The organism is Marinococcus sp. LNHM5E3-2.1, from assembly GCF_056034365.1.
The window spans coordinates 75,367-101,824 of the sequence record NZ_JBQLIB010000001.1 but is presented as its reverse complement, the minus strand read 5'-3'; the positions used below and the strand labels follow the sequence as shown (position 1 = coordinate 101,824).

Annotated in this window: 28 protein-coding genes; 8 read left to right on the top strand and 20 right to left on the bottom strand. The window is 48.2% G+C overall.

The features are described from left to right. The first annotated feature begins 59 nt into the window (after positions 1 to 59). Both ACTRXH_RS00525 and ACTRXH_RS00520 read left to right on the top strand, forming a co-directional pair. Complete coding sequence (locus ACTRXH_RS00525; RefSeq protein WP_474262034.1) at positions 60 to 338, top strand: hypothetical protein; 279 nt, start codon at positions 60 to 62, stop codon at positions 336 to 338. 13 nt (positions 339 to 351) lie between these two features. After that, the gene (locus ACTRXH_RS00520; RefSeq protein ID WP_474280009.1) at positions 352 to 2,907 is read left to right on the top strand and encodes a CBS domain-containing protein; all 2,556 of its coding nucleotides are present in this window, start codon (positions 352 to 354) and stop codon (positions 2,905 to 2,907) included. A gap of 37 nt (positions 2,908 to 2,944) precedes the next feature. On the opposite strand, the gene fabF is transcribed toward ACTRXH_RS00520, so the two are convergent. From fabF to argC, 9 genes are all read right to left on the bottom strand, one after another. Continuing rightward, on the bottom strand, positions 2,945 to 4,189 hold the full coding sequence (gene fabF / locus ACTRXH_RS00515; protein ID WP_474262032.1) for a beta-ketoacyl-ACP synthase II: 1,245 nt from the start codon (positions 4,187 to 4,189) through the stop codon (positions 2,945 to 2,947). Between the two features lie 153 nt (positions 4,190 to 4,342). Beyond that, on the bottom strand, positions 4,343 to 4,516 hold the full coding sequence (locus ACTRXH_RS00510) for a hypothetical protein (protein ID WP_474262031.1): 174 nt from the start codon (positions 4,514 to 4,516) through the stop codon (positions 4,343 to 4,345). A gap of 128 nt (positions 4,517 to 4,644) precedes the next feature. Further along, positions 4,645 to 5,595: an ornithine carbamoyltransferase gene (argF, locus tag ACTRXH_RS00505; RefSeq protein WP_474280007.1), complete on the bottom strand. Its 951-nt coding sequence runs from the start codon at positions 5,593 to 5,595 to the stop codon at positions 4,645 to 4,647. A 3-nt stretch (positions 5,596 to 5,598) separates the two neighbouring features. Then, entirely contained in the window at positions 5,599 to 8,763 is a 3,165-nt protein-coding gene (locus tag ACTRXH_RS00500) for a carbamoyl phosphate synthase large subunit (RefSeq protein ID WP_474280005.1), read from the bottom strand. Next, positions 8,756 to 9,835: a carbamoyl phosphate synthase small subunit gene (locus ACTRXH_RS00495; protein WP_474262028.1), complete on the bottom strand. Its 1,080-nt coding sequence runs from the start codon at positions 9,833 to 9,835 to the stop codon at positions 8,756 to 8,758. The genes ACTRXH_RS00500 and ACTRXH_RS00495 overlap by 8 nt, the downstream gene beginning before the upstream one ends. Before the next feature lie 24 nt (positions 9,836 to 9,859). Continuing rightward, positions 9,860 to 11,017: an acetylornithine transaminase gene (locus ACTRXH_RS00490; RefSeq protein ID WP_474280003.1), complete on the bottom strand. Its 1,158-nt coding sequence runs from the start codon at positions 11,015 to 11,017 to the stop codon at positions 9,860 to 9,862. A gap of 13 nt (positions 11,018 to 11,030) precedes the next feature. Further along, positions 11,031 to 11,819, bottom strand: coding sequence for an acetylglutamate kinase (gene argB / locus ACTRXH_RS00485; RefSeq protein WP_474262026.1), 789 nt, complete (start codon positions 11,817 to 11,819; stop codon positions 11,031 to 11,033). 21 nt (positions 11,820 to 11,840) lie between these two features. Beyond that, complete coding sequence (gene argJ / locus ACTRXH_RS00480) at positions 11,841 to 13,073, bottom strand: bifunctional glutamate N-acetyltransferase/amino-acid acetyltransferase ArgJ (protein ID WP_474280001.1); 1,233 nt, start codon at positions 13,071 to 13,073, stop codon at positions 11,841 to 11,843. Between the two features lie 16 nt (positions 13,074 to 13,089). Next, on the bottom strand, positions 13,090 to 14,121 hold the full coding sequence (gene argC / locus ACTRXH_RS00475; RefSeq protein ID WP_474262024.1) for an N-acetyl-gamma-glutamyl-phosphate reductase: 1,032 nt from the start codon (positions 14,119 to 14,121) through the stop codon (positions 13,090 to 13,092). Between the two features lie 363 nt (positions 14,122 to 14,484). Between argC and ACTRXH_RS00470 the strand changes: the two genes are divergently transcribed. Together ACTRXH_RS00470 and ACTRXH_RS00465 are read left to right on the top strand one after the other, a co-directional pair. Next, positions 14,485 to 15,321 carry a Cof-type HAD-IIB family hydrolase gene (locus tag ACTRXH_RS00470; RefSeq protein ID WP_474279999.1) on the top strand — a complete coding sequence of 279 codons (837 nt, stop codon included), beginning with the start codon at positions 14,485 to 14,487 and terminating at the stop codon, positions 15,319 to 15,321. A gap of 32 nt (positions 15,322 to 15,353) precedes the next feature. Further along, positions 15,354 to 15,806 (top strand): GNAT family N-acetyltransferase, encoded by a 453-nt coding sequence (locus tag ACTRXH_RS00465; RefSeq protein ID WP_022793227.1) that lies wholly within the window; start codon positions 15,354 to 15,356, stop codon positions 15,804 to 15,806. Between the two features lie 33 nt (positions 15,807 to 15,839). On the opposite strand, the gene ACTRXH_RS00460 is transcribed toward ACTRXH_RS00465, so the two are convergent. Continuing rightward, on the bottom strand, positions 15,840 to 16,406 hold the full coding sequence (locus tag ACTRXH_RS00460) for a helix-turn-helix domain-containing protein (protein ID WP_474279997.1): 567 nt from the start codon (positions 16,404 to 16,406) through the stop codon (positions 15,840 to 15,842). Positions 16,407 to 16,473: 67 nt separating this feature from the next. On the opposite strand from ACTRXH_RS00460, the gene ACTRXH_RS00455 reads away from it, so the two are divergent. Both ACTRXH_RS00455 and ACTRXH_RS00450 read left to right on the top strand, forming a co-directional pair. Beyond that, positions 16,474 to 17,184 (top strand): AzlC family ABC transporter permease, encoded by a 711-nt coding sequence (locus ACTRXH_RS00455; protein ID WP_474279995.1) that lies wholly within the window; start codon positions 16,474 to 16,476, stop codon positions 17,182 to 17,184. Further along, complete coding sequence (locus ACTRXH_RS00450) at positions 17,181 to 17,483, top strand: AzlD domain-containing protein (protein ID WP_462865454.1); 303 nt, start codon at positions 17,181 to 17,183, stop codon at positions 17,481 to 17,483. The genes ACTRXH_RS00455 and ACTRXH_RS00450 overlap by 4 nt, the downstream gene beginning before the upstream one ends. Positions 17,484 to 17,517: 34 nt before the next feature. Here the strand turns inward: ACTRXH_RS00450 and ACTRXH_RS00445 are convergent, their stop codons facing one another. The 5 genes from ACTRXH_RS00445 to ACTRXH_RS00425 form a co-directional block, all read right to left on the bottom strand. After that, positions 17,518 to 17,988, bottom strand: a complete 471-nt coding sequence (locus ACTRXH_RS00445) for a BsuPI-related putative proteinase inhibitor (protein ID WP_474279993.1) — start codon at positions 17,986 to 17,988, stop codon at positions 17,518 to 17,520. A gap of 28 nt (positions 17,989 to 18,016) precedes the next feature. Beyond that, positions 18,017 to 18,862 (bottom strand): YitT family protein, encoded by an 846-nt coding sequence (locus tag ACTRXH_RS00440; protein ID WP_322526440.1) that lies wholly within the window; start codon positions 18,860 to 18,862, stop codon positions 18,017 to 18,019. Positions 18,863 to 18,892: 30 nt separating this feature from the next. Then, positions 18,893 to 19,648, bottom strand: coding sequence for an alpha/beta fold hydrolase (locus tag ACTRXH_RS00435; RefSeq protein WP_474279214.1), 756 nt, complete (start codon positions 19,646 to 19,648; stop codon positions 18,893 to 18,895). A 164-nt stretch (positions 19,649 to 19,812) separates the two neighbouring features. Next, entirely contained in the window at positions 19,813 to 20,127 is a 315-nt protein-coding gene (locus ACTRXH_RS00430) for a hypothetical protein (RefSeq protein ID WP_022793220.1), read from the bottom strand. Positions 20,128 to 20,307: 180 nt separating this feature from the next. Then, the gene (locus ACTRXH_RS00425) at positions 20,308 to 20,679 is read right to left on the bottom strand and encodes a rhodanese-like domain-containing protein (RefSeq protein ID WP_474262017.1); all 372 of its coding nucleotides are present in this window, start codon (positions 20,677 to 20,679) and stop codon (positions 20,308 to 20,310) included. A 127-nt stretch (positions 20,680 to 20,806) separates the two neighbouring features. Here ACTRXH_RS00425 and ACTRXH_RS00420 point away from each other — a divergent pair, with 127 nt between their 5' ends. Next, positions 20,807 to 21,706 carry a PucR family transcriptional regulator gene (locus ACTRXH_RS00420; protein ID WP_474279991.1) on the top strand — a complete coding sequence of 300 codons (900 nt, stop codon included), beginning with the start codon at positions 20,807 to 20,809 and terminating at the stop codon, positions 21,704 to 21,706. A 1-nt stretch (position 21,707) separates the two neighbouring features. Here ACTRXH_RS00420 and ACTRXH_RS00415 read toward each other — a convergent pair whose 3' ends face one another. Together ACTRXH_RS00415 and ACTRXH_RS00410 are read right to left on the bottom strand one after the other, a co-directional pair. Beyond that, entirely contained in the window at positions 21,708 to 22,583 is an 876-nt protein-coding gene (locus ACTRXH_RS00415) for a fumarylacetoacetate hydrolase family protein (RefSeq protein ID WP_474279218.1), read from the bottom strand. Positions 22,584 to 22,604: 21 nt separating this feature from the next. Continuing rightward, positions 22,605 to 23,171: a hypothetical protein gene (locus ACTRXH_RS00410; RefSeq protein WP_474279989.1), complete on the bottom strand. Its 567-nt coding sequence runs from the start codon at positions 23,169 to 23,171 to the stop codon at positions 22,605 to 22,607. A gap of 162 nt (positions 23,172 to 23,333) precedes the next feature. Here ACTRXH_RS00410 and ACTRXH_RS00405 point away from each other — a divergent pair, with 162 nt between their 5' ends. Then, positions 23,334 to 23,774: a hypothetical protein gene (locus ACTRXH_RS00405; RefSeq protein ID WP_474262013.1), complete on the top strand. Its 441-nt coding sequence runs from the start codon at positions 23,334 to 23,336 to the stop codon at positions 23,772 to 23,774. A gap of 47 nt (positions 23,775 to 23,821) precedes the next feature. Here the strand turns inward: ACTRXH_RS00405 and accB are convergent, their stop codons facing one another. Genes accB through accC form a run of 3 tightly spaced genes read right to left on the bottom strand, consistent with a single transcriptional unit; the run spans position 23,822 to position 26,354 of the window. Further along, positions 23,822 to 24,307 (bottom strand): acetyl-CoA carboxylase biotin carboxyl carrier protein, encoded by a 486-nt coding sequence (accB, locus tag ACTRXH_RS00400; protein WP_474262012.1) that lies wholly within the window; start codon positions 24,305 to 24,307, stop codon positions 23,822 to 23,824. A gap of 29 nt (positions 24,308 to 24,336) precedes the next feature. Further along, the gene (locus ACTRXH_RS00395) at positions 24,337 to 24,969 is read right to left on the bottom strand and encodes a TetR/AcrR family transcriptional regulator (protein ID WP_474262011.1); all 633 of its coding nucleotides are present in this window, start codon (positions 24,967 to 24,969) and stop codon (positions 24,337 to 24,339) included. 23 nt (positions 24,970 to 24,992) lie between these two features. Then, entirely contained in the window at positions 24,993 to 26,354 is a 1,362-nt protein-coding gene (gene accC / locus ACTRXH_RS00390; protein ID WP_474262010.1) for an acetyl-CoA carboxylase biotin carboxylase subunit, read from the bottom strand. Between the last annotated feature and the right edge of the window lie 104 nt (positions 26,355 to 26,458).

Below are 26,458 nucleotides of genomic sequence, written 5' to 3'. Positions count from 1 at the left end.
TTTTTTTCTTCCCGGGTATTAGTATAGGGAAAACACATCCAGCACATGGAGGGTCGCAAGTGACTGTACGAGAAGAAAAGCAAAAACAGCTGCGTGAACTGCTGAAGGAGTCTGAACAGCTGCAGCATTCAATCAATCAGCTTGCCCGGGAGCTTGCGAACGAAACCCGGGTTCTGCAGGTGCACTTATACAAAGAACAGAAAGACCAGCTTGAAGATATCACCCGGTATTTTGATGAAGTGAACATGGAGGCCGATCAGACGCGCCCCGAAGCCATTCTCACTATGGCCCTCAATCACTTCCACAACCATTTAATGCATGTGAAAAATAATGACTAAGGAGGCAGCTGCCATGGATGTAATTTTAACGCACCGCCATATGGACTTTGACGCCCTCGCTTCTGCTGTAGCTGCTTCCAGACTTTATCCTGAGGCCCGCCTCGTTTTGCAGGACGACCAGTCCGAGGAAGTCAACGAGTACCTCGCTCTTTTCAAGGATGAATTTCCGTTTGTTTCTTCCCGGCATATCGATTGGGATAATTTGCATACGGTGATTTTAACCGACGTCTCCGAGCCGGATCGGGCCAGGGACGGCCTTACCTTTTCCGCGGCTCCGTACTGGATCATTTATGATCACCATACAAATAAGGTAGCGCCTGATTCCACAGAAGCGGCCATTGATGCCCGAATTGAACCAACAGGCGCCGCTGTCACTATCCTCATTGAAGAATTGATGCAGCGCCAGCTTTCCCTTACTCCGGTCGAAGCTACCCTTTTTGCTCTCGGGCTTTACACTGATACCGGGTCGCTCGTTTATCCGAGTACAACGCTTCGGGATCTGCAGGCTGCTGTATTTTTAATGGAGCAGGGCATGAATTTAGATACCGTCGGCCAATACATGGAGGAGTCGCTTTCTCCGGATCAGCAGTATGCTCTGCGAGCCTACCTTGGGGCAGCAGAGGTCATTGAGCGCGAAGGGCTTCAGCTGTTGATTACAAAATTTGATTCCGGCGACAAGCATATCGGCGGCTTGAACACCGTTACCTCCAATTTAATAGAAACGACCGGTGCGAGCGCTGTCATTACTTTAACCAGAGCACAGGGCAAAATATTTGTTATCGGGCGCTCGGCCACCGACCGCATTCACCTCCCGGACATTTTAGCCCCGTTCGGCGGAGGCGGGCATTCCCGGGCCGGGTCGGCCACTATCAAGGATCAGCTGCTCGACGACGTTTACGACCAGATCAAATCACAGCTTCAATCTGCAGTCGGCCGCTCCATTACGGCTGAAGAGCTGATGAGCCGGCCGGTAAAAACACTGAAGCCGGAAACGACAATCAGGGAAGCGGAAGATATGGTTCTCCGTTACGGCCACAGCGGCTTTCCGGTAGTAAACGACCAGTATGAATTAGTCGGCATTATTTCCCGGCGCGACATTGATAAAGCCATGCACCATCAGCTCGGGCACGCCCCTGTCAAAGGCTACATGAGCTCCAACCTTCATACCGCCTCCCCCTATCACCGGTTTGAAGAACTGCAGCAGCAGATGGTCCACCATAACGTTGGCCGGCTTCCCATTATTGATCACCGCGGTGCATTAATCGGTCTCGTCTCGCGCAGCGATATCATTGCCCGGCTTCGTGAAGATTCCACTGCATCAGAAACCGTCAATATGGAAGAAAGCATGCGCACGACTTTGCCGGATTCCATCCAGCAGTGGCTTCGGGCTGTCGGAGAAGAAGGCGCCCGCCAGCATTTGCGCACATATCTGATTGGTGGAGTCGTTCGCGATATTATTTTGCAAAAGGAAAATGAGGATATCGACATTGCCGTTGAAGGTGACGGCATAGCCTTTGCTTCAGACATTGCCTCCAAATGGAACGGAGAACTCCACAAGCACGAAGCATTTGGCACTGCTACGATCATCTGGCCGGACGGATTAAAAATGGATATCGCAAGCTCCCGGACCGAATTTTATGAAAAACCCGGATCCCTGCCAGACGTGGAGAGCTCTACATTGAAAGAAGACCTGTTCCGAAGGGATTTTACGATCAATGCCATGGCCCTTGCCCTTCATCCCGAAGAGTTTGGGGATCTCATCGACCACTTTTCAGGACTTGAGGATTTAAAACGGGGAGCCATCCGGGTGCTGCACAATTTGAGCTTTGTGGAGGATCCGACCCGTATTCTCCGTGCCGTCCGCTTTGAATACCGTTTTGGATTTGCGATGGATCATGAAACAGAAGCGTTTATTGCGCAGGCGGTTAACGCGATTCATGCCCTGTCTACAGATAGAATACTCGCTGAATTTCAGCGTCTGACTGCAGAAATGCCTCCTGCCCAGTTGTTTTATCGTCTCCAGAAGCTTGACGTTTTATCGGCATTTCTCCCTGGTGCTGTATGGGACGATACAGCCGAGCGACTGCTGCCTTATATTACCGGGCTCCAATCATCCTTGTTTATGATCCTGCTGCCATTATTTCTGCAGGAAAGCGGCCGGGTGCTTTCTGCCGAGCGGGTCGCCGTGCGAAAGCAGGATAAACAGCTCGTGCGGCACGTGCACTACCTGCTCGATGAAAGCTGGGACGTCTCTATCGAAAGACCCGGTGATTTCCACCGCACTGCTGCCCATGTGTCTCCTCTTTCTGTTGAAATTGCTGCTTACTGCCTTGAGTACAGCGCCGGGCAGCCGGGAAAAGCGGCTTTGCTCAGACAATACCAGGACAAATGGCAGGACCTGCCACCGTGGGTTTCCGGCGCTGAACTTCAACGTCTCGGCCTCCGCCCCGGGCCGCTCTATAAATTCATTATAAGCGAAACCGAAAAAGGCATTATTAACGAAGAAATCACTTCATCCCGAGAAGCACTGGATTATGCTGAATCCCTTATTCACAGCTATCAGTCCTAAATGCAAAAAAGTCTGGGCGCGTTGGCCCAGACTTTTTTTATGACTGCCATTTTTTAAATGCCAGGGTAGCGTTATGTCCGCCAAATCCAAAGGTATTGCTTAAAACGGCCTGAATATCACCTTTCCGGGCTTCGTTTGGAACATAATCGAGATCACATTCCGGATCCGGCTCGTGCAGGTTAATAGTCGGCGGCACTACATTATCCTTTAAAGAAAGAATACTGAATATAGCTTCAATACCTCCGGTTGCCCCGAGCAGGTGACCAGTCATCGATTTTGTTGAACTCATCCATACACTGTCCGCATGATCCTGAAATACCTTTCGTACAGCTGTCGTTTCAAATTTATCATTGTATTGCGTGCTGGTACCGTGAGCGTTAATGTACTGAATGTCTTCTGCTGTAAGCCCTGCGTCGTCCATAGCCATCTGCATGGAGCGCTGAGCGCCTTCGCCGTCCGGTGCCGGAGCTGTCAGATGATACGCATCTCCAGTAGAACCGTATCCGACGATTTCAGCATAAATTTCCGCGCCCCTCGCTTCGGCGGACTCCAGGCTTTCAAGCATCAGTATGCCCGCTCCCTCGCCCATTACAAATCCGTCCCGGTTTTTATCAAACGGACGGGACGCCGTATTTGGGTCTTCATTCATCGTAATTGCCTTGGCCGAGCTAAAGCCTGCAATCGCCATTTTTGTAATCGGAGCTTCTGTGCCGCCTGTAATCATGGCATCGGCATCGCCGCGCTGAATCACTTTATATGCGTCTCCAATCGAGTTAGAGCCTGTGGCACAGGCCGTAACCGTACAGGAATTCACTCCTTTGGCCCCTGTATAAATGGACACCTGGCCGGAAGCCATGTCCGGGATCATCATCGGTACAAAGAACGGGCTCACACGTTTATAGCCGCGCTCCATGAAGTTTTGAAACTGGTTTTCATACGTTTCCATACCGCCAATGCCAGAGCCTATCCAAACGCCGGTCCGTGCTGCATTTTCCTCTGTAATTGTATACCCTGCGTCCTCAAGCGCCTGCATGGAAGCTACAATAGCAAACTGGGTGAAACGGTCCATTTTCCGCAGTTCTTTTTTTTCCAAATAGGCCGACGGATCGAAATCCGTTACTTCTCCCCCGATTTTCATCGGAAGCTCGGAGACATCCACCCTTTCGATAGCACTAATGCCGGAGACGCCGTCCACAGCATTTTTCCACGAGGATTCCACTGTCTGGCCCAGCGGGTTGACTGTCCCCATTCCTGTTACAACCACTCGCCTGTTTTCATTCATGCTACTCTCTCCTTTGTTATCTTCCGCATTCTCATGTATATACTCCCTGCCTATGTACGAACCAGGCTGGACGTTTTCATTAGTCTGGGAATAATTTTATACGAGTCACGCACGGTTGTCTACTTTCTGCACGCTGTTTTATTCATATAATCTTTATTCCTCTACGAACGAACGGTGGTATGTCCATTCGGCGATCAGCGCTCCCGTGATAGCTGTAAGAATGGCCGTCGTTTGGCTTCCCTGAAAAAAATAAACGATACCTAAATACACAGCGATCAATACGCAAATAAAAATAATCACCCCTGCTGCAGCACGTTTCACTGTCATGTCATCCCTCCCGCTGCTTACCGGCTTCCCGGCAATTATACAAGCAGAAACACGCTAATCCAAGTGATTATCCTCCTTTCTTCACATAAAAGAAACCGTCCCTGTATTATTAGGAACGGTTTCACAGTCTAGCTGATGACCGAAGCAAGTATAGCCTTTTGTACGTGCAGTCTGTTTTCCGCTTCATCATAAACAGCTGAATGGGGACCATCAATGACTGAAGCCGCCACCTCTTCTTCCCGGTGGGCCGGGAGGCAGTGCAAAAAGATGTAGTCTTTCGCAGCTTTCGCCGTAAGCTCTTCAGAAATCATAAAGCCTTTAAAAGCCGCGAGGCGTTTCGCCTGCTCCTCTTCATAGCCCATGCTCGTCCACACGTCCGTATAAATAACGTCCGCCCCTTTTGCCGCTTCTTCAGGGTCTGTCGTGCGGGTAACGGATGCTCCAGACTCCTCCGCTGCCTGCTCAATCTGCTTCCAGACGCCCGGCTCCGGACCGTACCCTTCCGGCGCTGCGAGCACCGCGTCCATTCCCATTTTGATGCTTGCTATGATCCAAGAATGGGCGACATTGTTTCCGTCTCCGATAAAAACACTTTTCAGGCCCTCGAAGCTCCCGTTCCGCTCCTGCACAGTCAGCAGATCGGCAAGTGCCTGGCACGGGTGATACAGATCCGTAAGGGCATTAATTACCGGCACATCTGCATGCTCTGCGAGTGCTTCGACTTTCCCGTGATCGTTTGTGCGGATCATCAACGCATCAACGTACCTCGAAAGCACTTTGGCTGTGTCTTTGATCGGCTCCCCGCGGCCGATCTGCATATCGCGGGGGCTCAGAAACAAAGAATGGCCTCCCATCTGAGTCATAGCTACCTCAAAGGACACTCGGGTTCTCGTCGACGCATTTTCAAAAATCATCCCGAGGGAGCGATGCGCCAGATGATTATAATACGCAGCAGGATTTTTCTTCATGTCTGCTGCCAGCTCCAGCAGTTGTTTGATTTCCTCCGCGGAAAAATCAAGCAGCGTTAAAACGCTCTGCTGATTCAGAGTTGAGGCGGAATTATTCAGATTTGTTGCCATTTGCTACACTCCTTTTTCGGACAAAGCGTAATTTTGCAGCCACGACTCAATTGGTGCAGGCAGCTCCGGCGCCCCTTGAATGGCCTGAACCATCACACTCAGCGTGCGTGCATTCGTTACGATCGTTTTACGTTCAATTAATGCTTTCTGACGACTCTCTTTTCCTGTTTTATGCCCGATCTCCGGAATACTGATTAATGCTGAAGCATCCTCTGAGTAAATCCATTCATCAAACGGCGTCTGCTGTGGAAACACTAATGTGTAACCCAGGCCTTCAAGCTTGTCCAGGGATGGTTTTGCTTTTTCATATTCCCCGTCAGCAATTTCGCAGTAGACGCTTCCGGTTTTTTTGAATAGAAGAGGGATTTGCGTTTCCGACCAGGCAAATGCTTTCTGAAAGGCTCCGGAAAGATCTTTTGATATGCCGATCAGCTCCCCGGTGGATTTCATCTCTGCTTCGAGCACCGGGTCAAGTCCGCTTAATTTATCGTTGGAAAAGACCGGGGCCTTCACTGTGTAATAGCCCGGCTCTTCGTGGAGCCCTTTTTCACTTGTCCATGTTTTAAGTGAATGGCCGAGCAGCAGGTGCACCGCTCCTTCAATCACTTTTTCGCCGGTGATTTTGGCAAAGACCGGTACCGTGCGCGATGCTCTTGGATTTATTTCAATCACATACAATTCGCCGGCGTCGTAAACGAATTGGATATTAAAGATACCGTGAAAATCCATGCCCTCCGCAATTTTCTGCGTATAGTCCACCAGAAGCTGTTTAATCTCTGCACTGATACTGAATGGTGGAGTTACAGCCATGGAATCGCCTGAATGAACACCTGCTTCCTCTACGTGTTCAAATATACCGGGTATCCATATGTCTTTGCCGTCTGTTAATACATCCACCTCAAGCTCTGTGCCCGGCTTATAGGAGTCGATTAATATTGGATACTCAATATCATTGGCTGGATCTTCGATATATTCCACCAGCTCTTCTTCTTTGGTCGCAATCGCCATCCCGCGGCCGCCGATGACGTAGGAAGGTCTGAGAAGCACCGGATAGCCGATTTCTTCCGCCTGCTTCAGCGTTTCCTCTCTGCTGTGGCCGGAGACACCCGGAATATGAGGAACGTTCACATGCTGCATAAACTGGTAGAAGCGGTCCCGGTCCTCGAGCTGATCAATAATATCGGACGTTGTGCCGAGCACTTCCATTCCTGCTTGTTCAAGTGATTCAGTCAGCGCGATCCCCGTCTGGCCGCCAAGCTGTACGATTACTTTCGTTACGTGCTCTTCTCTGGCTACGTGAAGCACATCCTCAGGTGTGAGCGGCTCAAAGTACAAATGATCCGCCATTTCAAAGTCAGTGCTCACCGTTTCAGGATTGTTATTTACAATTACCGCTTCGTAGCCGGCTTCTTTCAACGCGCGCGCCCCGTGCACCGAGCAGTAATCAAATTCAATGCCCTGTCCGATCCGGATCGGGCCGGAACCGACGACCAGCACTTTATTTTCGACCGGTTCGGCCTCGCGGTCGCTTTCCTTGTACCAGCTGGAATAGTAGTACGGTGTTTCTGCGGTAAATTCCGCTGCGCACGTATCCACCATATGATATGAAGGGAACATATTTAACTGCTCACGCAGCTCAAGTATTTCTCCGATTTTTATTCCGGACAGGGCGTGCAGCTGTTCATCCGTAAAACCAGCCTTTTTCCATACCAGCAGCTGCTCTTCGCTCCACTCTCCCCAGGAAAGCTCTGCAATATCTTTTTCTTTTTGAATAAGGGCAGAAAAGGTCCGAAGGAAAAAATACTGAATACCGGTTTTTTCATGAATTGTTTTCATATCCCCGCCGCGGCGAAGCCATTCCATAATGTAAAAGAATCGCTTATCGTTCTGCTGCAGGATTTCGTCTAAAATATTTTCATCAGCCGTTTCTTTGCATTCCGGCAAAGCAAGCCCGTCAAGTTTGATTTCAAGCGACCTTACCGCTTTCTGCAGAGCCGCCTCCAGATTTCTTTCAACGGCCATGACTTCCCCTGTCGCCTTCATCTGCGTGCCAAGGGTGCGGTCTGCGTAGGAAAACTTGTCAAACGGCCAGCGCGGAAACTTCACTACAACATAGTCAAGTGCCGGTTCAAAGCTTGCATACGTATGCCCGGTAACCGGATTCAACAGCTCATGCAGGTGATACCCGATGCTGATTTTGGCTGCCATGCGGGCAATCGGATATCCGGTTGCTTTAGAAGCAAGCGCGGAAGAACGGCTCACTCTCGGGTTTACTTCGATCAAATAGTACTGCTTGCTGACCGGGTCGAGCGCAAACTGGATATTGCATCCGCCCACAATCCCAAGTGCCCGGATAACCTTTAACGAGGAGCTCCGAAGCATCTGGTACTCTACGTCCGTCAGGGTCTGGGATGGGGCCACCACGATGGAGTCTCCGGTATGAACGCCTACAGGGTCGATGTTTTCCATGTTGCACACGGTGATGCACGTGTCATTGGCATCCCGCATCACTTCGTACTCAATTTCTTTAAACCCGGCTATGCTCTTTTCTACCAGGCACTGATGAATCGGGCTTGCCTCCAGCCCGCCTTCGATAATATAACGAAGCTCTTTTTCGTTCTGGGCAATGCCGCCCCCGCCTCCACCGAGTGTGTACGCCGGGCGAACGATAATCGGATATCCGGTTTTCTCCGCAAACGCGAGTGCTTCTTCTTTTTTTTCAACTACCTCACTTTCAGGCACCGGTTCGTTTAGTTCGTGCATGAGCGCACGGAATGCTTCTCTGTCTTCTCCCTGCCGGATGGATTCGATCGGCGTACCGAGAAGCTTCACCCCATGCTTTTCGAGCGTCTGCTGTTCGGAAAATGCAAGCGCGAGGTTTAAGCCAGTCTGTCCGCCAAGGGTGGCAAGCACTCCGTCCGGATGCTCCTGTTCAATGATCCGCTCCACTGTTTCTACGGTAAGCGGCTCAAAATATACTTTATCGGCACAGGTATTATCTGTCATTACAGTTGCCGGGTTGTTATTCAGCAGGATTACTTCAATATTTTCTTCTCTAAGCGCCAGGCATGCCTGGGTGCCTGAATAATCAAATTCCGCAGCCTGCCCAATGATGATCGGGCCGGAGCCGATCACCAATACTTTATTTATTTCTTTATCTCTAGGCATAGGTGGCTTCTCTCCCTTTATTCTCTATCGTTTCGAGAAATTCATCAAAAATTTCTTCGCTGTCTGCCGGACCCGGATGGGCTTCCGGGTGAAACTGAGCTGTCATGATTGGAAACTTCGTATGCATCATGCCCTCTACCGAACCGTCATTGACATTTTTGTACTTTATCCGGAACGACTCTTTTGAAAGAGACGCATCCGTGACAACATAGCTGTGGTTTTGAGAGCTCATAAATACTTTGTTCGTTTCCAGGTCCTGTACCGGCTGATTGGCACCGCGGTGACCGAAACGAAGTTTTTCTGTGTTTCCGCCAAACGCAAGCGCGAGGAGCTGGTGCCCCAGGCAGATGCCCAAAGTCGGGTAGGTTTCGGCAAGCTCCTTATAAGTGCTCAAGTACTGTTCAAGCTGCTTCGGGTTGCCGGGACCGTTGGAAAACAGCAGGCCATCAGGCGCCAGAGCTTTAATGGCTTCCTTCGTCGTATCGTAAGGCACAATCGTAACCTTGCATCCTTTTTTGTTCAGCTGATCCACCATCGACTGTTTGTAGCCAAAGTCCATTAATACTACGTGCCGGTCTCCGCTGCCGATCGTTATCTGTTTATCCACCGTTACAGTATCAATCACATCACGCTCTCCGAGCGGCTCGTATTCTCCGACATTCACAGACTCTGGATCCCCGGTCATTACTGCTCCCATATCGCCTTTTTCCCGGATATTTTTGACCAATGCCCGCGTGTCCACGTTTTCCATAACGGGAATTCCGGCTGCAAGCGCTGCCTCTGCCAGCGTCTGGTCTCCTTCATAGTGACCCGACGTAGCGCAGGCTTCGCTGACAATGATACCTGCCGGCTGCGGCTGCGTACTTTCATTATCTGTTGGATTCACACCGTAATTTCCGATTAGCGGATAAGTAAAAACAACTATCTGTCCGTGAAAGGAAGGGTCTGTCATCACTTCCTGGTAGCCGGTCATTCCTGTGAAAAATACAATTTCTCCATACGTATCCGGAAAGGCTTGCTGCCAGCTGCCTTCAAATATTTCGCCTGTTTCCAATTTTATATAACTTTTCATCTACAAACCCTCCTGGTACGTTTTTTATTTTTCAAGCACTTCTGTTAGTGCTGCTGCGGCTTTTTCCAAGTCATTGTGCGAAATTGTCAGCGGCGGCAGAAGTCTCAGCGTGTTAGGTCCTGCAGCAATCAGCAGAAATCCTTTTTTCTGCATGGCGAGCACGTAAGGTGCCGCGCTGTCGGTAAGCTCTATGCCGATCATAAGTCCTGGGCCGCGTATTTCTTTCACCACGGGCAGGGAGGAGATTTTTTCTTCAAGAAGCTTCGTGAAAAAGTTTCCCTTTTCTGCTGCCATCTTCGGGGCGTTGATACTGATAAGCTTCTGGAGCGTCCCTTCTACAGCAGCCATAGCCAGCGGATTTCCGCCAAATGTGGAGCCGTGCGAACCGGGTCCGAAGGCTTCCTGTAAATATCCTTTGCCGATCATCGCTCCTACCGGAAATCCGTTACCAAGAGCCTTTGCCGTTGTTACAATATCAGGATCCACGCCTGCCTGCTCATAGGCAAACATCGTACCGGTTCGTCCCAGGCCAGTCTGTACTTCGTCTACTATCAGCAGCGCTCCGTGCTGCCTGGCAACCTCCGCGGCTTTTTGAATAAATGCCGGGTCTCCCGGAATGACACCGCCCTCTCCCTGCACCGGTTCAAGCATAATTGCCGCGGTGTTTTCATCCACAGCCTTCTCCAGTGCATTCACATCGTTATACGGTAAATATTCAAAGTCTTCGAGCATGCGGCCGAAGCCTTGATGAATGGCATCCTGGCCGGTTGCTGCCATGCTTCCGTATGTCCGCCCGTGAAAAGACTGGACAAAGCTTTGGATTTTCGTACGCCCGGTATATTTTCTCGCGCACTTTATAGCTGCTTCATTTGCCTCCGTCCCGCTGTTTGCAAAAAATACAAGATCTAAGCCTGTAAGCTTCGTCAAAAGCTCTGCAGCACGCTCCTGCTGTTCATATTGAAAAAAATTGGAACCGTGCCATCCAGCGTGCAGCTGTTTCTCTACATGCTTTATCACATCGGGATCACCGTGGCCAAGGTTGACAACGCTAATGCCAGCCATTAAGTCCGTGTATTCTTCACCCTCCTTATCCGTTACGGTACAGCCTTCCGCATGCGAAAAAGTGAGTTCCCATCTTTTATACGTTTCGAATAGATGTGATTTCTGTTCTGTCTGCTGCATGGTTCTCCTCCTTTCAAGTCAGGGACGGAGCCTGGACCTGTTCTCTTATGATTGCTGTTCCCTTCAGCTTTCCTTCTGCTTCGTCTGTATGTCCGTCCGCACCAGCAATAACGACCTTTTCTAAATCCCCGGTCAGGCTTGCTGCTGCCGCCTGGACTTTCGGTATCATTCCGCCGTAAATTTCTCCATCGTGAATGTGCTGCTCGAGCTTTTCTACATGAATATAGTCAGCTTTGCTCCCGTCAATAAGCACACCTTCAACATCTGTAATAAACAGAAGCTCTTTTGCGCCTACTGCCTGTGCGACAGCCGAGGCAGCCGCATCAGCATTCACATTTAATTTTTTTCCGTTTTTATCCGCTGCAATAGGAGCGATCACCGGAACGAATCCGCTTTCCAGCATAGAGTGTATGCAGGAGGTATTAACGTTTACGACGTTGCCGACGAGCCCGAGATTCTGATCCTCCACCTGTTCTGCTTCCAGAAGCCCTCCGTCAATACCGGACATGCCAAAAGCCGGAGCACCGGCGGACTGAAGGGAGGAAACGAGACATTTATTCACTTTTCCGGAGAGAATCATTTCTGCTACTTCAAGCACCTCGGGCGTTGTTTTTCGCAGCCCGTTTACGAACTCACACTCAATCTGCATCTGTTCAAGCATACGGTTGATTTCAGGGCCTCCCCCATGCACAAGCACCGGATTCATGCCTTTTTCTTTCATCGCAGCTATACTTTTGAAAAACTCAGCTGTTAGTTTGTTTACCGTGGAACCGCCGCATTTGACTACAGTGATGCTGTTCATGCTCTTCTCCTCCTTCTTTCCCTACGTCCGGTATCCGGCGTTAATTCTTACATAATCATACGTCAGGTCGCATCCCCATGCTTTGCCGCTTCCATTGCCCACGTGGAGGTTCACCGTTATCTCCACCGTGTCATTTTCCAGATACGCTTTTGCATCCTCTTCGGAAAAATGCACTGGAGTGCTTGCTTTCAAGGTTTCTATCGGTCCTACGGATATATCCACCGTATCCGGATCAAGCTCTACTTCACTGTAACCGAGAGCGACAATCACCCGTCCCCAGTTGGCGTCTGTGCCGTATACAGCGGTTTTCACCAGGTCTGATCCGACAATCTGCTTGGCTGCCTGGCCGGCTTCTTCATCTGTAGCAGCACCTTCGACCTTCACTTCGATCAGCTTGGTGGCCCCTTCCCCGTCTCTCGCGATCTTTTTCGAAAGGGATTCACATGTCTCCTTCAATCCGGTAACGAACGCGTTCCAATCAGGGTGACCGGGGTGCAGCGGGCTGTTTTCCGCCTTGCCGCTCGCCATGACGACTACCATGTCATTCGTTGAGGTATCGCCGTCAATCGTGATCCGGTTAAACGTTTTGTTCGTTATTTCTGAAAGCGCCGTCTGCAGATGAGCGGGCTCAATGGCAGCGTCCGTCGTTACAAATCCTAGCATTGTAGCCATGTTTGGATGTATCATTCCGGAGCCTTTCGCTACGCCTCCGATAAACACTGCTTTATTGTCCACCCATGTCTGAAAGCATGCGTGCTTTCCAGCAACATCCGTCGTCATGATTGCTTCATTAAAATCCTGCGCCCGTTCGAATCCGGTTTCCGGCTCGAGGTGGGCAATGCCTTCATTTATTTTCTCCATCGGCATCGCTTCGCCGATCACACCGGTAGAAGTGACCGCTACCTGATGTTCCGGCAGACCGAATTTTTCGGCACTGTTTTTTCTCATGGTATAGGCATCCTCGAGCCCCTGTCTTCCTGTACATGAATTGGCGTTCCCGCTATTGACGACGATTGCCCGAAGCTTTCCCTCTTTGGCAATGCTTTCTTTCGTCACCTGCAGCGGTGCTGCCTGGATTTTATTCAACGTATATACAGCGGCACTCGACGCTGGCACGTCACAAATAATAGCTCCGAGATCTTTTCTTTTTCTTTTGACCTTTGTATGAATACCCGCTGCGGAGAAACCGGCAGGACTTAAAATGCTTCCTCCCGATACTTCTATTACCTGCTCTGTTGTCGATGCCTCTACCATGATTTTTCTTCCTTTCTTATGGATAAACCGGAAGCTGAGAAATTCCTTCCTTCTCATCTGCTCCCAGCATCACATTCATATTTTGTATCGCCTGCCCCGAGGCGCCTTTAACTAAGTTATCAATTACTGAAACCACCGTCAGCCGGTTGGTACGCTCGTCCACTGTCCAGCCGATATCGCAAAAATTACTTCCATATACTTCTTTAGTTGCTGGAAATGCTTTTTCTCCCCGTATTCTAACGAAAGGCTCCTTGTCATATGCCTGATGAAGCAGCTCTTCGATATGACCGCTTTTCGTCCCTTCGGTAAGCGGCATATACATAGTAGCTAAAATCCCCCTCGTCATCGGCACCAGGTGAGGGCTGAACGTAACGGGGTGATTTCCACCTGTATGCATGTCCAGTGCCTGTTCGATCTCTGGTGTGTGCTTATGCTCATTCACTTTATAAATTTTAAAATTCCCATCCATTTCACTGAAATGAGTGACCGCTGATGGCGTCCGACCCGCTCCTGTAGTGCCTGTTTTTGCATCAATGATGATATTCGAAGGATCAATCACGTCCTTATCCACCAGCGGCAGAAGGCCAAGAAGCACTGCTGTCGGATAGCATCCCGGATTTGACAATAGAGAAGCTTCTGCCACTTCGTTTCTGTTCCATTCCGTCAAACCATAGACGGCTTCCTGAAGCAGGGATTCCGGTGCGCTTTGACGCTGGTACCACTGTTCGTAAGTTCCTGCGTTCTTCAGCCGGAGATCCCCGGACAAATCAATCACCCTCGTGTGTGCTGCAATAGCTTCGCTCCATTCCGCTGATATACCGGGCGGCGTGGAAAGAAATACAACATCATATGCTGACCAGTCAGCCGCCTCAAGCGGCTTCAGAATTTCATTATATAAATCTTTCATATGCGGATACATATCAGAAAGCTTCGTATTTTGCTTCGAGGAGGAGTAAACATCTATTTGTTCAACGCCGCGATGCTGGGCCAGCATGCGTATTAACTCCACTCCTCCGTAGCCAGTTGCTCCAATAATAGCTGTATTCATAAAGTTGCACCTCTATTTATCTTTATACAATATGTTCTGGTGATTATTATAAGTCTGAATATATATTAATGCAACTGTATTTTTATTTTTTCTTCATATTTTTTCATTTCCGTCATAAGCTGAGTTTATTAAGCTTTTTCTAATTGTTCAGCCTTTTTCCGGGGAATATAGTTTATGTATGAAAATGTACAATTGATGTATAAATGAGTAGAATGCTTTCATCTTTTTTATCACGTGGCAGGTATTCCTTTTCTTTTCTTTTTGCTTTTGTTCCAGTAAAATAAAGAGCGGATCGTGAAAGACGCTGTTTCTATACAGTCGTACAGACGCATTTATATTTCCACCAGGAAAGAAGAGGTTTTTATGAAAAAACATTTGATAGCTCTTGATCTAGACGGGACGCTTTTAAAAGATGATAAAACAATTTCCACAAAGACCTGGAAAGTAATCCAGCAGGCTAAACAAGCCGGGCATACAATAGCTATCGCTACCGGCAGACCATACCGCGCCAGTAAAATGTACTACCAGCAGCTCGGCCTTTCCACGCCTATCGTTAATTTCAACGGAGCCTATGTTCATCATCCGGCCGATCGCTCTTTCCGCTCTTTCCATGAACCGCTTGACCTGGATCTTGCCAGGACAGTGATTGAGACCTGCCGCAAGCTAAATGTCCAAAACATGCTTGCTGAAGTTCTCGATGACGTGTACATGGATGAGCATGATGAATCCTTTATTGATCTTCTGGCTTTCCAGGGACCGGTAACCGGAGCCGGAAGACTTGAAAAAGTGCTTCCGAACTCTCCTACTTCCCTGCTCGTGTATCCACAGGAAGGGACAGCAGAACGCCTGCAGGATCTGCTCTCATCCAGTGAAGCCAAGGGCATGCATCAGCGCTCGTGGGGAGAGCCTCACCATATGATTGAAATAATAAAAAAGGGAAATCACAAAGCAAACGGCCTCGAAAAAGTCGCTGCCTATGCGGGGCTCTCAATGGAGGATGTAATTGCTTTCGGGGATGAGGATAATGATCTGGAAATGCTTGAAGCCGCTGGGACCGGGCTTGCCATGGGAAATGCGAGTACAGCTACAAAATCAGCGGCCAATGAAGTCATTGGTTCAAATGAAGAAGACGGCATCGCCCATTATTTAGAAGAGCGGTTAAAGCTTTCCGCGGACGACACAGTGCTTTTTAAAAATTAAATGCGTGATTTTAAATAAGGATGTGTTCAACGATGCAGGTGTATAAAGTACCTACAGATACCGAACAGTACGTGAGAAATCAAATAGCAGATCTGCTCATGGGGCAGATGGATTCCATCGGCATGAAGGATGCTTACCGGTTTCTGCAGCGGGCTATCGATCTTTCTCTTGATTCCGACTCCACCGCCCATATTTTTGTAGCTGAAACGGAGGAACAGATTGTCGGAGCTGCTTTTTTAAATATTGGCATCAGTCTTGAAAAGGGAGGGTATTATGTCTGGCTGAATGATCTCTACGTGGATCAGCAGTACCGGAACCGGGGTATTGCCAAGAAGCTTCTGTTAAAAATTATTTACTGGGCAGAGCATAATGACATCAAAGGCATTGAATTGGAAACCGGAGTGAACAACGCAGCCACAAAAGCATTGTATAATTCCCTCGGCTTTTACGACGTTATTTCCAAGCGTTACGGCTTCCGTTTTTAAGTTCTGTCTTCCCTTTGAGGGGGAAGGCTTTTTTTATTGCCGGTAAGCGGTATAAAAAAGCATAAGAACGCCTTTGACTTTTTCCGAAGCGGTATTAATATAGGCGTGAGAGTGATCCGCCCGGAAACGCAGCGCGTCCCCCGGCTTCATTAATTGTTTACTTTCCTCTTTCGTCTGTACCTCCATCTGCCCTTCGTGCACAAAAATGTATTCCTCTACTCCGAATGGGTGGGCAGAAGAATAATGGCTTCCCCCAGGAGCCAGCACAAATTCATACCATTCGACTGGAGCCTGTTCGTGTTTGGAAAAAATATTCCGGACTGCGTAGCCGTTCTCCCCTTCGAGCCAGGCAGCTTTATCAGCGGAAACAAATTCAATGTCCGGCCGCTGCTGCTGCAGAAATGCGGAAAACCCTACACCCATCCCTTCTGCAATCTTCCACATCGTCGTAATCGTCGGATTCGATGCCCCGCGCTCAATCTGTCCAAGCATCGGTTTGCTTACTCCTGTTGCTTCAGACAGTCTATCCAGACTCCACCCACGCTCATGGCGAAGCTGCCGTAATGTTTTGCCAATTTCTTTCCCGATTGATTCTTTCATTTTTTCACCTCTGTTGTATAATATAACATACAAATGTAAAATATGATTAAATAGAGAGGAGGCCCTTATGAGTAATACAGCTGCATTAGAACACTCCTGGGCCAACGGCCTTACGCAGGGTCTTCCTATCGCCGCCGGTTATGTACCTGCTGCTTTGGGGTTTGGTCTGCTTGGTGCCAACAGCGGTCTGTCCATATTTGAAACAGCACTTATGAGTATTATCATTTTTTCCGGTGCCGCCCAGTATATGGCTATTGGGCTGATTACTGCCGGGGCTGGTTTATACAGTACTTGGATTTCCACGTTTCTCATAAATATCCGGCATTTATTAATGAGCGCTTCTGCCAAACAATCTCTTTTCTCAGACTCTAAATGGAAACAGGCGGTTTTAGCATTTGGATTAACAGACGAAGTCTTTGCGTTGATCTCTTCCAGAAGGAATAAAACGACCGTATTTTTCGGGATTGGAGTCTTTTTGGCAGCATATATCAGCTGGGTTGCTTTTTCATGTGCCGGATATTATTTTGGCGCCTTCTTTCCCGGTTATCTGCAGATCAGCATGGATTTTGCTTTATATGCCCTGTTTGCCGCACTATTGTTTCCCGCAATTTTAAAATACCGGATGGCCCTTTACACCGCTGGCTTAAGCGCAGCTATCAACACGTTTCTTGGGATCTGGCTTTCTTCAGGATGGGCTATTCCAGCTGCAATGACAGCCTCAGTCATTATTGTCGTATATGTCAGTTCCTTTGAGCAGAAAAAGGGGGATCGGCCATGAACATGCTTCTTTTAATCATTGGAATGGGCGTTATTACATACGTAACGAGAGTGGTCCCTTTCTTTTCATTAAATATTAACCGGCTGCCCGTTTCCGTGCAGCAGGCACTCCAGCTCATTCCGTATGCAGCGCTCGGAGCTCTTCTGCTTCCGGGAGCCCTGCGTTCCCCTCCTGATGCCTGGTTCGGCATGCTCGGTCTCTGCATTGCCTTTTTGATCGCTTTTATAGGCGGAAGGTTCACTGCTATCATTTGCGGTACTATCGGTCTGCTTTCTCTTGCTGCTTTTTTTATTTATTGATACTAAAAAGCAGGAGCTTTGCCAGCTCCTGCTCTTACGGGGTGTCGGACGTTTCCAGAGCCGGGGTATCCAGATTTTCAGCAAGGATCCGGAATTCTGCCTGATACGACTTTTCAGGATCGAGAAGGTCTGCATCAAGCTCTCCGTCCCACCTTCGTATGTTTCCGGCATTGATCTCCACAGATTTCTCCGCCTGCGTGAACACCTTTCCCTCCGAATAAATATAAACTGGTTCGGATACGCCCTCTTCTTTAATAATAACTTCTATTTCCTGGCCATCCGGGAAATCCAGCTTCATTTCTCCGCTGCCCGTATTTTCAAATTCCAAATGCCAGGCGTTGCTTTCAGTGTCCAGAGTGCCGGCAAGCTCCCAATCATTTTTTGACATTGAGGCTTCCTGACTTCCGGCGGAAGGCTCTTGAGCAGTCTGTTCGCTGCCGCACGCAGCGGCAGGGAGCATACAGAAACATACCAGTACTGCAGCTAACCACTTTTTTACGGCCATCTCTCTCACTTCCCGACTTTTATTTTGATTAGTCGTCTTTACGGAACAGCCCGAACACCGTTGTCGTATTAATAATGTTTGTGAATGCCTCTGGATCTGCTTCCTGCACCACCTGCTGAAGCGTGTACATTTCGTACCGTGTAATCACTGTCATTAATATTTCTTTTTCGCTTGCATCAAATCCTCCCCGGGCAGGAATCCGTGTGATCCCCCTTGTCAGATTTTGATGAATGGCATCCCGCATCTCGTCCGGGTTTTTCGTTACGATTAAAGCTGTAAGCTTTACGTGTCGTGTGTGAATAGTATCTATGACCCTTGATCCGACATACAGTGTTACCAGGGTGTATAAAGAGCTTTCCCAGTTGTACAGAAAGCCGGCTGCTATAACGATGACCCCGTTCAGCAGCATGAAATACGTACCGACCGGACGATCTCCCATACGTGCCAGCACCAGGGCCACAATATCCAGGCCGCCCGCAGAAGCCCCCCACTTCAAGGCTACGGCAGCTCCTGCAGCTGTAATTGCCCCGCCAAAGACACTGTTTAATAAAATGTCTCCCGAAAGTTCCGTAATAGGTATAAGATCAAGAAAAAACGTTGTCAGCGCTACGTGCAAAAAGCTGTAGAACGTAAACAGCCGTCCTACTTTAAACCAGCCGAGCATAGCAATCGGTATATTGATCAGAAACAAAAGTACGCCGGTGGAAAGCGGAAGAAAGCCTGCAATAATCTGCGCAATCCCCGTAGCTCCACTCGCAAATACATTTGCCGGCTCCAAAAACAAGTTCAGGCCGACTGCCATAATCAAAGCCCCGAATACGATAACCAGGACACGTATGACTTCCGATACGATAGATGAATGGCTTGTAAGCATAGTTGTCCTCCTTTCTACTGCACGTTTACTTTAAATACGGGAGGCGGCCCATTCTGAGGCTGCGATCATCCCTTCTCTCGTTACTTTATGACCCGCTTCCTGCTGCAGATAATAGGCCTGCCCCGCTGAAGTTCTATCCGGAAGACGTTCATAAAAGCGATACGATAATTCATAAGGGACAACGTCATCTTCTTTTCCATGCCAAAAAAAGATAGGTTTTGCTTCCACTTTAGCGGGATCAAGGGAAAGATCATACGTGGCCAGTTTGTCTAACAAATCCTGCTCCTCACGTGCCGAGAGCTCCCAGTCAGACGTTTTCTTTAATGAACGTATCTGTTCTTCAGCCATTGCTTTCCAGGATGGCGACCCCATCATGATCATGCCTCCCTGAATCCACTCGAAGGACTTGAGCGCTCCGCATGAAATGATTCCTCCCATAGAAGTACCGGAAACATACACCCGGCCGCTGTCAATCCATTCATATGTAGTCATTTCATTCAGCAGAGCTTCAGTTTCCTCCACCGCCTGCATGACAATATCCCAAAAGGCATAGGTTCTACTGCCGGCGTCCATATCGCCTTCACGTTCTCCGTGATGAAGAGCATCCGGAAGCACTACCCGCAGCCCTCTTTCTGCCAAATAATAGGCGAAGGAAAGATTCTGCTCTTTACTGCTGCCAAGGCCATGCCAGAATAAAACCGTCGGCTGCGGATGATGTTTATCTGCCTGTTTAGAAATATGCAGGCTGGGAATATCTGCGATCGTTTGCTTTTCGATAGTAATCATGCCAGTCCATCCTTTACAGCCGTTATAGTAGTACACTCTGAATATTGTACCCCAGTAAAGCAATTATTGAAAAGACCGAAGCCTTCCATTTCCTTCAATCATCTTTAGGAACATAAAAAGACAGCTGCGTGCATTAAGCACTTCGACAGCTGTCTTTCCGTTGCCTATTTTTCATCTTTTTCCTTTGCTGTCCGGAGGGGTTCTTCCTCTTTTTCCTCTGCTTCTTCGTAATGAAGGACAGAGTATTGAGCACCTTCAGAAACCATTTTGTTGTCTTCAAAATCCTGAGGGTTCGGGTTACCTACAGTTTCATTCAATTCTTTATCTTCTTCTTCTTTCGTTTTGCCGCCTACTTTAGCCGCTGTTCGTTTTGATACATCTTTCACCTGCGCTCTTGTTTCTCCGTCTTTAAGGAAATAAACGGCTGCGCCAACAATCAGTGCTGTCAATACGGTCCATAAAATACTGTTTTTCTGCATACATACGCCTCCTGTCTCAATCAACTGTATTCAATGCTCTTTTTTGCTATTTCCCAAATCAATTAATACTAAACCCTTCATCTTTATAGAAAAGAAGACGCATTCAGCTTTTTCAGTGAGAATTATGATAGCTGTTATATTAAAAAAGCTGCAGAAATTACTCTGCAGCTTTCTTCGCGATTATTTTTTATATAAATCGTTTACGTCCTTTAACGGATTTTCCATGCCGGAATTCGTTTCTTCATCCCAGGCGAGCATCCCACCGGCAAAATTATAAACATTTTCAATGCCATTGTCCTGAAAATACTGGGCCGTATGCTGGCTTCTTGAACCGCTTCGGCAGATAAAAACGTATGATTCATCTTTTTTAAACTGATCGATCACTTCAGGGACCTGATTCATCGGAAGAAGAGGCACACCCGGTATATGACGTTCTTCATATTCGCCCGGCTCTCTTATATCAATCATGATCGGTGTTTTTTTACCGTTATTATATTGTTCTTTCAGTTCGTCTACATCCAACTGGCGGATTCCTTCTAAATCGTAAGCCAATGTCGTTCATCCTTTCTATTTTAGCTTTCTGGTTCATTCTATCACCCTGGCGCCAATTCGTTAAAAGTCTTATACCTTAGAATAATGCGTGTCTGATACAATAATGTAAGAATAGGAGGCGGTCAGCTTGCAAAATGATATTATTTCGCTATTTCCAGAAGCAGTGCCCCAGGAGCAATGGAAGGAAATCATCCAGCCGGAACAACACCTTTATTACAGGCTTCCGGATGGTGCACAATTGGCTATTCCCATTCATTCACTCTCGATCCGGGAAAAGCAGCTGCTCGAAACTGTGCTCACGCCCGTATCCCCCGGGAGCCGGGAAGACTCTCCCTGGGCGGCCTATCTTCAGGCAAAAAGTGATACGCTTCCTGAGCATATCCCCAGTCCGTTTCGTTTTTTATTTCTTGAAGGCTCCAGCCTTTACCGCTGGAAAAATGATATCTACGATACTCTTCTTGAATATTACCAGCGCTCTGTCATTCTTACCGTCCTCGGGGATGAAAAGCTTCTTGCTGTTATCCCGGATGATAACTCAGACGAGGAGGAAGTATTCGAGGCTCAGGAATTATCAACCCTGCTAATGGGAGACACGATGGTTGATGCTTCTGTTTATTGCGGAAGAAAGGTCTACCGCAGTGAAAATATTCGTTTAATTTATCAGCAGGAACAGGAGATGTTTTCATTCCTTCAGGAGCAGCAGCCTTCCAGACGCTCTTTTGCCCCATTTGAAGCGCTGCCCTGCATTCATATGGTTGAAAGTACCCGGTTCTCTAAAAAAGAACTTTTCCATTATGCTCTAAGCGGTCTCGAACAGGATGAAGAATTAATGCACACTCTTTATACTTTCTTCCTCGAAAACTTAAACAGCAGCGCCACCGCCAAAAGGCTCCACCTGCACAGGAATACGCTGAAATACCGCCTCGACAAAGTGACAGACCGGCTTGGCATCGACGTCAAACAGTTTCTGCACGCTGCCCCGCTCTTTTTACTTCTTCAGGCGCAGTATGGTTCGGGTATTGCATAGGCTATAATTTTTTTACTTTATTGGAGAGCGTACCAATCGCCTTCACATGAACGTCTACAGCATCCCCGTCCTTTAAATACTTAGGAGGATTGAACCCCGAGCCGACACCAGCCGGTGTACCCGTGGCAATAACATCACCCGGGCGGAGCGTCATACCCCTGGATAACTGTTCGATCAGCTCTTCAATATTAAAGATAAGATCCGACATACTGCCCGACTGTCTTTTTTCTCCATTTACGTAAGTTTCGAGCTTCCAGTCTGACGGCTGGCCGGAGGGGCCGACGGTAACATACGGGCCGATTGGACCATACGTGTCCCCGCTTTTTCCAAGGAAGAACTGCTGGTGCCGCTTTTGTACGTCCCGGGCAGTGATATCGTTGAACAAGGTGTACCCAAATACATAATCCATTGCATTTTCTTTTGAAATCTGCCGTCCCGCTTTTCCAATGACGACAGCTATTTCCCCTTCATAATCCAGAGCTTCTGTGAAAGATTCGTCCAGCTCTATCATTTCGCCGTGTGCGATTAATGACGAAGAAGATTTTGTAAACACCAGCGGTGCCTCCGGAGCATTTTGTGCCCCCATTTCAGCAGCGTGATCAGCGTAATTTTTTCCGATGCAGATAATGTTCTGCCCTTCCCGGTTAACCGGCGGGAGCACGTTTACACTTTCGGCAGCATGTGTCTTGAATTGGTGACGGCTTTCTGTATAGTCCTTCCACCGCTCTACAAGCAGTGCTTTTCCGTTAACGGTTTCTTCGAGCCATTTTCTCAAATCCCCGTCTTCGCCAATTTCTAAATCAACATACACATCAAATTCTTCATCGTACCCGGCAAGAAAAGAATGGCCGTTTTGTTCTACTGCTGCGATCCGCATGATTATTTTCCTCCTTGAACACTATTCTGTATGCTCAGCTTCAATCGTTACTCCGTCAAGCTCAAGGCTCTCCCCGTTCAGCAGACGGCTTTCGGCCTCCTGGGCGGGTGCCCGCCATTCCTGCTCGTATGCTTCTTCAAACTCTACGCGGGAATGGTTAAAAAACAGGCCATTTCCAGCTATATAAGGCTCGTACGATTCCAGAAATGCCTCTTCATCAGTTACCTGGACACGGACGAGAACATCACTGCCCTCCCACTGATCGTTTTTATAATATCCGAAAGCATACACGTTATCGAGTACCGCGTAAGAACCCAGGGGAATAATTGCTTTTGTTTCCTGAGCTTCTTCAAGGCTGTCTGAGGTTATTAATTGTTCCCCCGGCTGCAGGCGGTCGGCAAAGCTGAAGCTCAAATAAAAAAATAATCCCACCATAAAAACAGCCAGTAACGGGGAGAGCAGCCGCTCTATCCGCTTTGACCGGTTAGCGCCAGCCCGGTGCAGCGCATACGCTGCCACTCCTCCTATTACTAGTGTAACAATGGCGCAGATGACATAAAAAACCCAGGGAGTTATTGTCCAAATCATTGTCTAATCCTTTCTTTGTACCTTCGTTAAAAATTCCTTTCCTATCATACCATATCCTCCCTTCCCATCAGAAACAGAAGCTTTTCCCTTCAATCATATATACGGGTTTAGTTCTATATGAAAGCGGTAATACAAACTTAAATACCTCAGGGGGGATCGTTGATGAATAAACTGCATACCTCACTGGCTGTCTGGGCGCTCTTTTTGTTTGTTATGGCTTTTGTCCTCCCCTTTACGACAAACGGCGGCAGCACCCTGGCTGATTTAATGCACAGCTATACGATCTATGGCTTTTTTTCCCTCGTACCAATTATTGTTTACGGCACTATTCTTTCGATCTGTTCAGACTGGATCACCAACCTTTTCTTCAGGCGCATCCCCGAAGTCTCCCTCGTTCTGCACATGATTGGCGGAGCTTTTGTTTATGTTTTTTCCCAGCACTGGAACATCGCACTCATGGGCATTTTCGCTGCTGTTCTGTTTTTTACGCTCGACCAGCTGTTCGTCCTCTGGCACCAACGGTTTTCCTTTATGGCAAACGTTCCTTTTGTTCTCAGCTTCAGCAGTGTCCTTCTGATGTTTATCGGTGCTTCTTTTTCCTGAACAGATACAAATATGCTCCGGGGCTTCTCAGTCCCGGAGCATATTATTTATGAAGGGTTCACCCGGAAAAGAGGCTGCCCGTATTCTACTAACTCTCCGTCTTCTACTAAGATCTCTGCTATTTCTCCAGTGACCTCTGCTTCAAGCTCGTTCATTAACTTCATTGCCTCTACGATGCAGACGATGGTGTTCGGCTTAATCGCCGCTCCTTTTTCCACATAAGCTCCTGCTTCCGGTGAAGGTGAGCGGTAAAACGTGCCTACCATCGGTGATGTAATTTCATAATAATTGGACTCCGCTTCCTTTTCCCTGTTGTCTTCCGGCGTTTCTTCCTTTTTCATTTCAGACTGCTGCGGCGCGGGCTGGGCTGCTGGCTGCGGCGCCGGCTGGACGCTCTGCTGTGCCACAGGACGCATCGCTGCTTCTTTACGTATAGTAACCTTTTCTTTCATATCGTTGCGGATCTCGAGCTCTCCAACGGAGGACTCGTCCACTGCCTGAATGAGCTCTTTGATTTCTTCAATGGAATACATTAGGGTTCTCTCCTCTCAAAAATAAACACTTACACATGCGTTGAATTCAAGAAAAAACGCTGGTACTTTTGCTGTTTTCTGGCTTCTTCGGTAAGGACCGCATTCATCACGAGATCGCCAAATATGTTCGCGATATCCTGAAGTGAGTACAGGCCGCTTGATTTGTACCACTTGTATGTCCAGTTCATCATTCCAAATATCGCCATCGACGTAATTGGTACTGGGAGCTCCTTTCGGAACTCTCCTTCTTCAATACCGTTTTCGACCAATTGAAACATCGTGTTCTTGTATTCATCCCGTTTGGCTTCGAGCCGCTTGAAATAATCTGAAGACAAGTGCTTTCCTTCCTGATAAAACACTGTTACATGCGGACGGTACACTTCAAACATACGGACAAACGAGCGTATTACCTCATATAACCGCTCGGCCGGTGTGTCATATCTGGACTGCACTTCGTCTGCCTTTGTAAGCACATAGGTAATGAATGATTCATGAATAGTGTACAAAAGTTCTTCTTTGGACGTGAAATTGTGATAAAAACCGCCTTTGGATGTATGGCTTTGTTTCACAATGCGATCGACGGTGACCGCATGGAAGCCAAATTCTTCAAACAGCTCCAACGCTGCATCCGTAATCCGCTTTTTTGTCGATCTGGTCGCCATCGATCCTTCCGCCTTCCTATATGCTAGACACTGCTTTCTTCTTCCATAATAGAATGGGTGTCCAAAAAGTTTGTAGTAAAGTTTCCGGAAATAAAATCTTCATGGTTTAAAAGCTTCAAGTGAAACGGGATCGTCGTATCCACTCCGTCTACGACGAATTCAAGCAGCGCCCGCTTCATCCGGGCGATCACTTCTTCTCTGTTTTTCCCGCGGACGATCAGCTTGGCTACCATTGAATCGTAGTAGGGAGAAATTTTGAACCCTGTATACATCGCACTGTCCACCCGTACACCCAATCCGCCTGGAGGCAGATAAAGTTCAAGTTTCCCAGGAGAAGGCCTGAAATTTTTTGCCGGACTTTCTGCATTGATTCTGCATTCCATCGCCCATCCCTCAATTTCAATTTCATCCTGCTTCACCTGCAGTTCATGGCCGGCTGCTGCATAAATTTGTTCTTTGATTAAATCAACACCGGTCACTTCCTCTGTCACGGGGTGCTCCACTTGAATTCTCGTATTCATCTCCATAAAATAAAACTTTTTATGGGCATCCAAAAGGAATTCCACTGTGCCCGCTCCGCAGTAATCAACTGCTTTTGCAGCCTGAACGGCGGCTTCCCCCATTGCTTTTCTCGTTTCTTCATCGAGAGCAGGTGAAGGCGCTTCTTCTACAAGCTTTTGGTGGCGTCTTTGGATCGAACAGTCTCTTTCTCCTAAATGGATAACGTTTCCATGACTGTCTGCCATAACCTGAATTTCAATATGCCTTGGCTCCACAACCAGCTTCTCCATGTAAACTCCGGCGTCACCAAAGGAGCTCTCTGCTTCCTGACGGGCCATCTGGATGCATTTGTCCAGGTCTTCAGCGGCATGAGCTGCCCGCATTCCTTTTCCGCCGCCGCCGGCAGTAGCCTTGATCATCACTGGATAACCGATCTCTTCTGCAAGTGCATGAACATCCGTATTTTCATCGAGCAATCCATTACTTCCCGGCACAACCGGTACTCCTGCATCCCTCATTGTTTCTCTTGCCACGTCCTTCGTTCCCATCCGGCGGATAGCTTCCGGAGAAGGGCCGATAAACGTAATATCGTGGTCTGCACAGATTTCGGCAAATTCAGCGTTCTCTGCTAAAAAACCGTATCCCGGGTGGATCGCTTCAGCTCCTGTTTTTAAAGCAGTGGAAATTAAATTAGTCATTTTCAAGTAGCTTTCTGAGGAAGCATACGGTCCCACACAGTAAGCTTCGTCTGCCATGTGGACATGGAGGGCATCCTTATCCGCTTCAGAATATACGGCTACAGTTTCAATCCCAAGCTCCCGGCAGGCTCTTATAATGCGAACTGCGATCTCGCCGCGGTTGGCTATTAATATTCGTTTAAACATACTTCGTGCCTCTCTTTCTGTAAACAACCAGCGGCTGATTTCCGGCCCCGCTGACGATCTATCTCGAAAACCCTTGATATGTAAGGATTTTTCATAATTATACT